The sequence below is a fragment of the Streptomyces venezuelae genome, from assembly GCF_008642375.1.
GTDB classification, from domain to species: Bacteria; Actinomycetota; Actinomycetes; order Streptomycetales; family Streptomycetaceae; genus Streptomyces; species Streptomyces venezuelae_G.
In genome coordinates this window covers 6,181,527-6,193,879 of record NZ_CP029194.1, presented here as the reverse complement: position 1 = coordinate 6,193,879, position 12,353 = coordinate 6,181,527, and the positions used below count along the sequence as shown (strand labels likewise).

At 75.8% G+C, this 12,353-nt stretch carries 3 protein-coding genes; all 3 read right to left on the bottom strand.

The features are described from left to right. The gene (locus DEJ46_RS28350; protein WP_150270835.1) at positions 1-789 is read right to left on the bottom strand and encodes a thioesterase II family protein; all 789 of its coding nucleotides are present in this window, start codon (positions 787-789) and stop codon (positions 1-3) included. Continuing rightward, positions 786-3,176, bottom strand: a complete 2,391-nt coding sequence (locus tag DEJ46_RS28345) for a type I polyketide synthase (protein WP_150270834.1) — start codon at positions 3,174-3,176, stop codon at positions 786-788. The genes DEJ46_RS28350 and DEJ46_RS28345 overlap by 4 nt, the downstream gene beginning before the upstream one ends. A gap of 75 nt (positions 3,177-3,251) precedes the next feature. Further along, complete coding sequence (locus tag DEJ46_RS28340) at positions 3,252-12,296, bottom strand: type I polyketide synthase (RefSeq protein ID WP_190622941.1); 9,045 nt, start codon at positions 12,294-12,296, stop codon at positions 3,252-3,254. Between the last annotated feature and the right edge of the window lie 57 nt (positions 12,297-12,353).

The window sequence follows — 12,353 nt, the reverse complement described above, 5'->3', positions numbered from 1 at the left end:
CTAGGCGACCTGTGCGTCGTCCGCCGGGTCGAGGAAGGTCTCGATCTGGCCGATCACCTGGTCCGTGAGGGCCGGGAAGCCGGAGTCCAGGAAGTAGAAGTGGCCTCCGGGGAAGAACTTCTGGGAGAACCTCGCCCCCGTCTCGCGGCGCCACATGTGCATCGCGGAGGCGGGGGCCCAGGCGTCCTGGGTGCCGCCGAACACGGTCAGGGGCGTGCTCAGCGGCGTACGGCCCGGTGCGGGGCGGTAGTTGTCGACGGCCTTCAGGTCGGCGCGGACGGTCCGCAGGAACCGGTCGAGGAAGTCGGGGGCCTCGGTGACCCCTTCGGGCATGCCGCCCAGCTCCAGCATCACGTCGAGCAGCGCGGCGTCGTCGAGGGTGTGCAGGGGTACGGCCCCGACACCGGGGTGCCGGGGCGCGACGCGCCCCGACACCCCGGTCCACACCGGGTACCGGCCGAGGGCCTCCAGGGCCCTGGCGGTCTCCACGGCCACCACGGCCCCCATGCTGTGGCCGAAGAGGGCGAACGGCGCGTCGGCGTCCGCCCACGGCAGGACGTCGGCGACGACGGTCTCCACCACCTCCGCCATGTCGTCCAGTTGGGGGGCGGTCGCCCGCCGGCCGCGGCCGGGCAGGTCGAGCAGGAGCAGGTCCCAGTCGGCGGGCAGATGGCGGACGAAGGGGTAGTAGACGGCCGCCGATCCGCCCGCGTGGTGGAAGCCGATCAGCCGGACCGCCGGTTCGTCGACCGGTCTCGGCCGTAGGAACGGGCTTCTGCCGACGGTCACTTGTCCACCCCCATGGCGACGCAGACCTGGTCGCTGAGGTGGTCGAGGAGATCGGCGACCGGCATCTCCACCGGGCAGTCGAGGGTGGGCAGGTCCACCCCGTACTGCTGCTCGACGCTCTTGGTGAGGAGCATCGCGGTGAAGGAGTCGCCGCCGACGTCGCAGAACGGCACGTCGGGGTCGAGCCCGCAGTCCGCCTTGAGCACGGCGGCGAGCTCGGTGGTCAGATAGGCGCCGATCTCGGCCCGGTCGAGCGGAACGGTACGGGTGGGGGTGACCGCGACCGCCACGGGGTGCGACGGCTCGGGGGCCGTCTCCTCGATCCAGAACCGCTTGCGCTGGAAGGGGTAGGTCGGCGCGTCGGTGAAGACCGCGCCGGGCGCGCCGAGGCGGTCGAGCCGCAGGGGCGCGCCGCCCCGGTAGAGCGCGGCCAGCGCCTCGGTGAGGAGGCGGGGCGCGTCCTCGGGGGCGTCGCCCACGAGGGTCAGGACCTGTCCGCCGGCCGTGATCCGGGCGCCCGGGGCGGCCGTGTCGCCGCCGGCGAGGGTCGTCTTGATGCCGAGGAGCGTCAGGACGGCCCGCAGCCGGGCGGCGGGCGTGCCCTCCTTGCCGGTCGCCTCGCCGAGCCCGGGGAAGTGGCGGGCCAGTTCGGTGAGCGCGCCGTCCAGGGCGGCGGTGTCGGCGCCGGTCTCCAGGATGACGCGGTCGGCGGAGCGCACGCCGTCCGCCTGCCCCGAGGCGAGCGCGTCGGCGAGGGCGGCCGCGTCGGTGCCGACGACGGCCAGCCGGTGGCCGAAGTGGACGCGGCCGGCGCGCAGGGTGTGGCACAGGGAGGCGACACCGGCGGCGTCGAGTCCCGTCAGCGCCTCCTGCACCCGCCCGGACAGCTCGGCGAGCGCCCGGGGGTCCTTGGCGGACAGGGTGAGCAGCTCCGGGTGGTCCGCCGGTACGTCGGCGGGGGCGGCGGGCGCCGGGCGGTAGGAGGAGAGCACGGCGTGCGCGTTGGTCCCGGAGAGACCGAAGGCGCTGATGCCGGCGGTGCGCTCCTCGGGGGCGCCCGGCCAGGGCGCCGCCTCCCGGGGCACGGTGAGGGCGATCCGGTCCCAGGGGATGAGCGGGTTGAGCCGTCCGTCGCCGGGCTGGGCGCCCGCCGGGACGGTGCCGTCGCCGAGCATGAGGACCAGCTTCAGGACGCCGGCGATGCCGGCCGCGGCCTCCAGGTGCCCGATCCGCGCCTTGACGCTGCCGAGGGCGACGGGGGCCGGCCGCTCCCCCGCGCCGGTGCCGAGGACGGCGTCCAGGGCGCCGACCTCGATGGGGTCGCCGAGGGCGGTGCCGGTGCCGTGCGCCTCGATGTAGCCGACCGAGCCGGGGGCGACCCGGGCGTCGGCCAGGGCCGCGCGGATCACCTCCTGCTGGGCGGGGCCGCTCGGCACGGTGAAGCCGGAGGAGGCCCCGTCGTGGTTGACGGCGCTGCCCCGGACGACCGCGAGGACCGGGTGGCCCTGCGCGAGGGCGTCGTCGAGCCGCATCAGGGCGACCATGCCGACGCCCTCGCCACGGCCGTAGCCGTCGGCGTCGGCGAGGAAGCTCCGGGACCTGCCGCCGGGCGAGAGGGCCTCGCCCTGGCACAGGGAGACCATGAGGTCGGGGCCGAGGATCAGGTTGGCGCCGCCGGCGAGCGCGTAGTCGCACTCGCCGCCGCGCAGCGCCCGTACCGCCTGGTGGATCGCCACCAGGGAGGAGGAGCAGGCGGTGTCGACGCTGGTCGCCGGGCCGGAGAGGCCGAGCGCGTAGCTGATCCGGCCGGCGACGAAGCAGTGGCCGCCGCCGGTGCTGTGGTACGGGTCGATGCGGGTGTAGTCGCCGTCGTGGACGAACCTCCGGCCGTATTCGGAGGCCATGACGCCGACGAACACGCCCATCGGCAGCCGGTCCTGGCGGCGGGCGGCGATGCCGCCGCGCTCCAGTGCCTCCCAGGCCACTTCGAGCAGCATGCGCTGCTGCGGGTCCATGGTCTCGGCCTCGCGCTGCGAGATCCCGAAGAACGCCGCGTCGAAGGAGGCGATGTCGTCGAGGAACCCGGCGCGGTCCACGTAGGAGTGGCCTTCCTTGCCGCGCTCCGGGTGGTAGACGGACCGCAGGCCGGTGCGGTCCTCGGGGATCGGGCCGAGGGCCCGGGTGTCGGGGTCGGGGGCGTACAGGAACGTCCGGTACGCCTCGGGGGTGTCGATCCCGCCGGGCAGCCGCATCGCGGTGCCGACCACGGCCACGGGGGCGTGGGTGCGGGCCTCCAGCTCGGCCACGCGGTCCTTCAGACGGCGGGACAGCTTCAGTTGGTCCTGGATCACCTGCCGCAGTGCTGCGGTGTCGGGGCCGGTCGCCATCACTCTGCTCCTGCGTTCGCGTGCGTCGCCGTGTACGGGGTGGATGTCGGTATCGGTATCGCCTTCATCGCCTGCTCACCGCTCCTGGGAGAGGTCGTCGTGGACGGCAGCGAGCAGATCGTCGAGGGAGAGCTCGTCGAGCTCCTCGGACGACGGCCCGGCCTGCGGGGTGTCGGCGGTGCTGGGCACCAGGGCGGACACCGGCGTCGTCGCCGGTGCGGGGGTGGCGTCGAGGGCGGCCGGCGCGCCGGCGTCCTCGGCCAGGAGGAACTCGCTCATCGACAGGACGCTCGGGTGGTCGATGGCGACGGTGGCCGGGAGGTCCTTGCCCATGGCGTGGGCGAGGGCGGTGCGCAGGTCGATCGCCATGATGGAGTCGAGGCCGAGCTCGTTGAAGCCCTCGGCGTCGGCGGAGCCGTCGGCGGGGAGTCCGTCGTCGGAGCCGAGCATCCGTGCGACGAGCGAGCGGACGGCGGCGCGCAGTTCGTACTCGCGCTCCTCCTCGTCCGTGGCGCGCAGCCGGTCGGTGATCCAGCCGGCGGGTTCGGCGGGGCCGGTCTCGGCGCGCTCCGCGGCCGGGGCGGGGCCGGTGAGTTCGGCGACGAGGGCGGCGCGGGCGTGGCCCGCGTTCTGCTCGGCGTACCGGGCGGGGTCGAGGCCGACGACGACGAGGCGGGCCAGCGGGGCGTCGGTCGCGAAGGCGAGCGGGTTGGCCGCGTCCGCGTCGGACAGGGCGCGGATGCCGAGCCGTCCGGCGGCTCGTTCGACGGCCGCCGCGGCCGCCATGCCGCCCTTGGCCTCCGGGACCCAGGGGCCCCAGTTGACGCTGACGGCGGGGATGCCCCGGTCGCGGAGGTGCTCGGCGAGTCCGTCGAGGTAGCCGTTGGCGGCGGCGTAGTTGGCCTGGCCCGCGGCGCCGAGCACGGCCGACACCGAGGAGAAGAGCACCAGGGCCTGCGGGTCGTGGCCGGTGATCGCCTCGGCGAGGACGTCCGCGCCGCGTGCCTTGGCGTGGAAGACCTTCTCGTACGAGGCGTCGGTGAGGGAGCCGAAGGCAGCGTCGGCGTTGACGCCGGCCAGGTGGTAGACGGTGCCGAGCGGTCCGTCGGCCGTGGCCGCGGCGACGGCGGCGGCGCAGTCGGCGGGGTCGGTGACGTCGCCGCGGACGACGGTGACGCGGACGCCCGAGGCGCGCAGTCCGTCGATGACGCCCTGCTCGGTCTCGCCGGGGGCGGACCGGGCCATGAGGGTGATCCGGTCGCCGCCGCGGGCGGCGTGGGAGGTGGCGACGGCGAGGCCGAGGGCCCCGAGTCCGCCGGTGAGGAGGGCGCCGCCGGCGGGGCGGTCGCCGTCCGGTTCGGCCGGGACCTTGACGAGCCGGGCGGCCCGTACGCCGTCCTCGGTCAGGGCGAGGCGGGTCTCGGTGGGCAGTGCGCCCGCCAGCTTCGCGAGACGCCCGGCCGAGTGCGCGGCGTCGAGCCGGACCCGGGTGAGGCGGCGGTCGGCCTGCTCGGCCTCCAGGGCCGTGGCCATGCCGAAGAGGGCCTCGCGGAGCGGCGCCCGTCCGGCGGAGCCGTCGACGGCCAGGAGGTACGGCAGGGTCTGCGGGAGGGTGCGCAGGCCGGCGGCGAGGGTCTGGGCCGCGTGCAGGGCGTCGCCCGCGTCGCCGGTGCCGGGGGTGGCCCAGCGGGCGTCGAGGACGAGGTCGGCCTCGGGGTGGGCGGGCAGTTCGCCGGTGTGGACGTGGGCCCGGTGTCCGGCGCCGGTCAGCGCGGCGAGCAGTTCGGGGGCTCCGTCGTCGTCCGCGAGGACCAGGACGCCGAGCGTGCCGCCGGCCTCCGGGGTCTCGGGGAGCGGGGCCCAGTCCAGGGTGTGGACGAGGCCGTCGCCGCGGAGGCTGGCCTCCAGGACGGCGCGGGAGGCGTGCCGGATGCGGAACTGGTCGGCGGTGAAGACGCTGTGCTCGGCGCCGGTGACCGTGTCCCTGGCGTACAGGTGGAGGTCGGCGGTCTCGACGCGCAGCCGGTCGTTCGGGAGGGGTTCGGCGCGCAGGACGCGGACCCGGCCCCACAGCTCGCCGTTCTCGGTGAGCGGGCGGCCGTGGAAGGAGAGCTCCTTCGCGGCGAACGGGATGGCGAGCGAGGGGGCCTCGACGGCTCCGTCGTCGACGAGGAAGACGGCGATGCTCTGGAAGCAGGAGTCGATCAGGCCGGGGTAGAGCTCGTAGCCGGCCGGGTCGTCGGGCAGGGCGGGCATCGTGTAGCGGACGAGGGCCTCGTCGCCGCGGATCCACACCTCGTCGATCCACTGGAAGGACGGGCCGAGGGTGTAGCCGAGCTCCCGGAAGTAGTCGTAGAACTCGGTCCGGGTCAGGTGCCGGTCGCTGGACTCGATGAAGGCGGTACGGCTCTCGGCGGGCGGCCGGTGGGCGTCCGGGGTGGCGGAGTAGCGGCCGCCGATGTGCTTCTGCCAGACGCCGCGCTCGGGGTCGAGGAGGCTCTGTACGGAGAGTTCGGCGCCGGCTCCGTCGGCAGGCCGGTCGACGACGATCTGCGCCTCGTACTCCTCGCCGTCCTTGATGACCAGGGCCCGGGGGCAGATCAGGTCGCGGACGACGACGGGGCTGCCGTCGTTGCCGAGGGCGGAGAGGACGGTCGCGAGGTGGGACGCGGCCGGGGTGACGACCGTGCCGTAGAGGCGGTGGTCGGTGAGGTACGCGGGGAAGTCGGAGCTGCGCTCGAAGGAGAAGGCGCGGCCGGTGAGGCCGGGCGAGCGGAGTTCGGCGCCCCAGTGGCGGCCGGCGCCGGCGCGGAGGGCCGGGGAGGCGGCGGTGCCGGTGGCGCGGCTGCCCGCCGTGGTCCAGTACTCCGTGTCGGCGAAGGGGTAGCGGGGGGCGTCGGCCCGGTCGGTGCGTCGGCCGGTGATCTTCTCCCAGTCGAGGCGCTGGCCGCGCTCGTAGAGCGTCTTGGCGGCGCCGAGCAGGACGGCGCGGTCCTGGCCGCCGCGGCGCAGCGACGGGGTGGAGCCGCCGTCGGGGGTGAGTCCTGCGGCCCGGACGAGGTTGACGAGGGTGCGGTCGGGGCCGATCTCCAGGAGGACGTCGACGTCGAGGGTGCCGAGTGCGCGGGCGCCTTCGACGAACCGGACGGGCTTGCGGATGTGGTCGGCGAAGTAGGCCGGGGTGAAGGTGTCGGGCCCGGCCTCGGTGCCGGTGACGTTGGCGATGACGGGGAGCTTCGGGGCGCCGAACTCCAGGCCCGCGAGGGTCTGCCGGAACTCGTCGAGGACGGGGTCCATCAGCCGGGAGTGGAAGGCGTGCGAGACGGTCAGCGGCCTGCACCGAACGCCCTGGTTCCGCAGGCGTTCGGCGAGGGCGTCGAGCCGGTCGGAGGGGCCGGCGACGACGACGGACTGCGGTCCGTTGACGGCGGCGACGTCGACTCCGGCCTCGGCGGCCCAGGCGGCGACGGTCTCCGGGTCCTCCGGGACGGACAGCATCCCGCCGGGTTCGGTGGACTGCATGAGCCGGGCTCGGTGGGCGATCAGCGTCATGCCGTCGTCGAGGCTCATCACCCCGGCGTGGACGGCCGCGGCGATCTCGCCGACGCTGTGGCCCATGACGGCCACGGCCTTGACGCCCCAGGACTCCCAGAGGGCGGCCAGGGCCAGTTCCAGGGCGACGAGGGCGGGCTGGGTGATGCGGGTCTGGTTGACGACGGTCGGGTCGTCGCCGTAGAAGACCAGGTTGAGGAGCGAGTCGCCGAGGTGCGGGGCGAGGGCCTGGTCGCAGGCGTCGAAGACCGCGCTGAACACCGGCTCCGTCTCGTACAGTTCGCGTCCCATGCCGAAGTACTGGGCGCCCTGGCCGGAGAAGAGGAAGGCCACCCTGGGCGCCTTGGCCGGGCCGGAGGCCGGGGTCGCCGAGGCGAGTGCGGCGAGCAGCTGCTCGCGGTCGCGGCCGAACACGGCGCGGCGCACCGGGAGGTGGGCGCGGCCGGCGCCGGCGGTGGCGGTGAGCTGGGCGAGCGCCTCCTCGGGGGTCTCCTCCAGGGTCCGCCGCCACTGCTCGGTGAGCCGGTCGAGGCCGGCCGCGTCGGGGGCGGAGAGGGGCAGGAGGAGTCCGTCGGCGGAGTCGCGCGGCGGGACGGGCTGCGTCTCGACGGCGGGGGCCTCGCCGATGACGATGTGGGCGTTGGTGCCGGAGAAGCCGAATCCGGAGACGCCGGCCAGGCGCGGGACCTCGCTGCGGGCCCAGGTGGCGCGGGAGTCGACGACGCGGACGTTCATGTCGCGCCACGGCACGTGCGGGTTGGGGTTCTCGAAGTGCAGGTCGCCGGGGATGCGGCCGTTGCGCAGGGCGAGGACCGTCTTGAAGACGGAGGCCATGCCGGAGGCGGACTCGCAGTGGCCGATGTTGCTCTTGACGGAGCCGATGAGCAGCGGCTCGCCGGGGCGGCGGCCGGGGCCGAAGACGTCCCAGGCGGCTTCGAGTTCGATCGGGTCGCCGAGCGAGGTGCCGGTGCCGTGGGCCTCCAGGTAGCCGATCTCGGCGCCTTCGACGCCGGCGTCGGCGAGCGCGGCCCGGATGACCTGGCGCTGGGCGGTGCCGTTGGGGGCGGTGAAGCCGGAGGAGGCTCCGTCCTGGTTGACGGCGCTGCCGTGGATGACGGCGAGGACCTGCTCGCCGTCGCGCAGGGCGTCGGAGAGGCGGCGCAGGACGAGGACTCCGCAGCCCTCGGCGCGGACGAAGCCGTCGGCGGAGGCGTCGAAGGTCTTGCAGCGGCCGTCGGGGGCGAGCATGTGGGCGCGGCTGACGGCGACCGAGCAGGAGGGTGCGGCGATGACGTTGACGCCGCCGGTGAGGGCCCGGTCGGTCTCGCCGGAGCGCAGGGAGCGGACCGCGAGGTGCAGGGCGACGAGGGAGGACGAGCAGGCGGTGTCGACGGCGAGGGCGGGGCCCTGGGCGCCGAGGTAGTAGGAGAGGCGGCCGGCGGCGGCGTTCAGCGCGGTGCCGGTCGCGAAGTAGGCGTCGAGGGGTTCGAGGCCGCCGCTCTCCAGGACGCGGGCGTAGTCGGAGTTGGAGATGCCGACGAAGACTCCGGTCCGGCTGCCGGCGAGGGACTTCGGGTCGGTGCCCGCGTCCTCCAGGGCGTGCCAGGCGGCTTCGAGGAGGAGCCGCTGCTGCGGGTCGAGGCTCTCGGCCTCGCGGGCCGGGACGTCGAAGAACGCGGCGTCGAAGCGGCGGATGTCGCTGAGGAAGCCGCCCTGGTCGGTGGAGACGGAGCCGGGGCGGGCGCCGGCCGGGTCGTGGAGGGCGGCGGTGTCCCAGCGGTCGGCGGGGACGGGTCCGACGCCGTCGCGGCCCTCGTCGAGCAGGGACCAGAACTCCTCGACGGAGTCGGCGCCGGGGAAGCGGCCGGCCATGCCGACGATGGCGATGGGCTCCTGGTCGGTGGACGCGGGCTGTTCAGCGGCCGGCTGCGGCGTGACGGCCGGGGTCTGCACGGGGCGGACGGCGGCCGGGGCCTTGCGGGGCGCGGGGGCCGTGGTGCGGCCGGCGAGGCGGCCGGTCAGCTCGGCGGAGAGGCGCTCGACGGTCGGGTGGCCGAAGACGTCGCCGATGCCGACGTCGACGCCGAGCGTCTCGGTGAGCGCGGCGGCCGCGTCCACGGCCATGATCGAGTCGAGGCCGAGGTCGAGGAAGCCGGTGGTCTCGGGCAGGGCGGCCGGGTCGTCGTGGCCGAGGATCCCGGCGAGGACCTCGCGGGTGCGGCGGGTGACGAGGGTGGCGCGGCGGTGCTCGGGGGCCTCGGCGAGTTCCCGGGCGAAGGCGGCGGCCGGGGTCTCGGCCGGGGTCTCCGCGGGGGTGCCGGACGCGGTGTCCGGGGCCGTGTCCGCTTCGGTGAGGCCGTCGAAGAGGGGCCTGGAGCGTACGGAGTTCATGACCGTGCGGAAGCGCTCGGCGTCCAGGCGGCAGGCGACGGTGTGTGCGCCCGTGCCGTTTCCGGCGAGTCCGGCGAAGCCCTCGGCGGGGGCCACGGGGCTGACGCCCATGCGGGCGAGGAGCGCGCGGGCCTCGGGGCTCGCCATGCCGTCGAGGTTCCAGGGGCCGAAGGCGACGCTGGTCGCCGGGATGCCCTCGGTGGCGCAGAGCGCGGCGACGGCGTCGAGGCCTCCGTTGGCCGCGGCGTATGCGCCGTAGCCGTCGGTGCCCCAGACCGCCGAGACGGAGGAGAGGTGGACGAGGAAGTCGAGGGGCCAGTCGGCGGCGAGCAGGCGCAGCCAGGCGGCGCCGGTGAACTTGCCGGCGAGGGCGGTGGCGAAGGTGTCCGCGTCGGCCTCGGCGAGCGGCAGGCGGTCGATGCTGCCGGCGGCGTGCACGACTCCGCGGACGGGCGGCATGCCGTCCAGGACGGCGAGGGCCTCGGTGAGGCGGGCGGCGTCGCCGGTGTCGGCGGGGACGTAGGCGGCCGTGACGCCGGTCTCGGCGAGTTCGGCGAGCAGCTCGCGGGCGTCCGCGGGCAGTTCGTCCTGCGGCCGGCGGCCGAGGAGGACGAGGTGCCGGGCGCCGCGGGCGGCGAGGTCGCGGACGAGTCCGGTGCCGATGGCGCCGAGTCCGCCGGTGAGGAGGTACGTGGCGTCGGGGCGGACGGGCAGCGGGCGCAGCGGTGCGGCGGCGGGCCGCAGCCGTGCGGTGTGGGCGGCGCCGGCGCGGACGGCGATCAGGTCCTCGGCGGAGCCGTCGGCGAGCGCCGTGACGGCGGCCGTGGCGTCGGCGGCGGCCGGGGCGGCCGGCAGGTCGAGGATCCCGCCCCAGGTGTCGGGGAACTCCAGGGCGAGGACCGGCGCGAGGCCGTGCAGGACGCCGTGGTCGGTGGCGGCGATCGGGTCGGAGCCGGTCACCTGGCGGACGCCGGCGGTGACGAGGTGGACCCGGCCGGTGCCGGCGGGGACGGCGCGGACGGCGGTGGTCGCGGCGGCGCAGAGGGCCGCGGCGTGCGCGGTGGGCGCGTCGGCGTCGAGCGTGCCGGGCAGCGGGGCGGCGGCGAGCGCGAGCAGCAGGTCGGCGGAGACGCCGTCCAGGGCCCGGGTCCACTCCTCGGTGGTGGCGGGGAGCGTGTCGAGGGCGGCGACGGTGCGGCCGGCGGTGCGGGCGGCCTCGGCGAGGAGGGCGACGGCGGCGCTGTCGTCACCGGCCACGACGAGCGGGCGGTCGGGGGTCGCGGCCGGGGTGTACGGGATCCACTCGACGCCGAGCGCGGGCAGCGGCTCCGTGGCGTCGGCCGGGGCGGCGGTGCCCGCGGCCTCGGTGGCGGACGCGGTGTCGGCGGTGCGGAGCGTCGCCGGGGCGGCGGTCTCCGGCGCGTACCGGACCCGCTCCCAGGGGTAGGCGGGCAGGTCGGCGACGCTGCGCGGGAGCGCGGCGGCAGGGGCCGTGCCGTCGAGGCGTACGGCCTCGGAGTCGGTGCCGTCGGCGAGGGCGCGCAGGGCGCGGGCGGCGGCGGCCGGGTCCTCGGCGGTGATCACGGCGCGGACGGCGTGGCGGGCGCGGCCCTCGGTGACGGTGTACGCGAAAGCCGGGTAGGCCTCCTCGGTGAGGTCGGCGGCGCGGTCGGCGAGCCGGCCGCCCCAGGCGCGCAGGGAGTCCTCGCTGCGGGCGGTGATCTCGAAGCCGGTCACGGGCGCGGCGGGGGCGGGCCGGTCGGCGAGCTCCTCGGCGGTGAGCGGGCCGAGGACCACATGGGCGTTCGTGCCGCTCATGCCGAACGAGCTGATGCCGAGGCAGTCGCCCGCGCCGTCCTCACCGGTCCACGGGGTCTCGGCGCGCGGGAACTCGATGCCGGTGTCCGCGATGTCGATGCGGGGGTTGAGGGTGTCCAGGTGGACGACGGGCGGGACCGCGCGGCGCTTGACGGACGCGACGCCCCTGATGAGTCCGGCGATGCCTGAGGCGGCCTCCAGGTGGCCGATGCTCGTCTTGACGGAGCCGATGCGCAGCGGCGCGCCGCCGTCGCGGCGGCCGAGGGCCTCGACGATCGCCTCGACCTCGATCGGGTCGCCGAGCGCCGTGCCGGTGCCGTGGGCCTCCAGGGCGCCGATCGCGGCGGGCGTCAGGCCGGCGTCGTCGAGCGCGGCCTGGATGAGGGAGATCTGGGCGCGGACGTTGGGGGCGGTGAAGCCGGTGGAGCGGCCGTCCTGGTTGACGGCGCTGCCGCGGATCACGGCGTGCACCCGGTCGCCGTCGCGCAGGGCCTCGGAGAGGCGCTTGAGGACGACGACGCCGCAGCCCTCGCCGCGGGTGAAGCCGTTGGCGCGGGCGTCGAAGGTCTTGCAGAGACCGTCCGGGGAGAGGGAGTTGGTCTGCTGGATGAGGCGGGTGGAGCGCGGCGACAGGATGAGGTTGACGCCGGCGGCGATGGCGACGTCGCACTCGTCGCGGCGCAGCGCCTGCCCCGCCAGGTGGACGGCGGTGAGCGAGGACGAGCAGGCGGTGTCGACGGCGACGGCCGGGCCCATCAGGCCCATGGTGTAGGCGATCCGGCCGGCGGCGAAGCAGTGGCCGTTGCCGGTGAGCCAGTAGGCGTCCTCCTGGCCGGCGGGCTGCCAGTCGCGGTAGTCCTGGCCGGTGACGCCGACGTACAGGCCGGTCCGGAGGCCGGAGAGGTACTCCGGCGCGAAGGCCGCGTCCTCCAGGGCCTCCCAGGCCACTTCGAGGAGCAGGCGGTGCTGGGGGTCGAGGCTGCGGGCCTCGCGGGGGCTGATGCCGAAGAACCCGGCGTCGAACTCCAGCACCTCGTCGAGGTAGCCGCCCCGGCGCGGGAGGGTGTCCCACTCCGCGGCGAACGGGCCCTTGCGGTGCTCGGGCATCGGGGCGACCAGGTCGCGGCCCTCGGACAGGGCGTCCCAGTAGCCGTCGAGGTCGACGATGCCGCCGGGCAGGCGGAGTCCGACGCCGACGACGGCGAGCGGTCCGCTCTGCCCGGAACGGGCCTCTTCGAGCTCTCCGCGCAGCTTCTTGATGGTGTCCATCGCGCGGCTGAGCGGGGTGGCGCTGGTGGAGCTTCGCCCGGCACCGGTCTTCCGGTCTGCCGATTCCTCATGGGTCGGTTGCGTCGTCACAAGAAGGTCCCTCGCGGTCGGCATGTCGTACTGACTGGTTTTCAGGAGCCGGGCGAG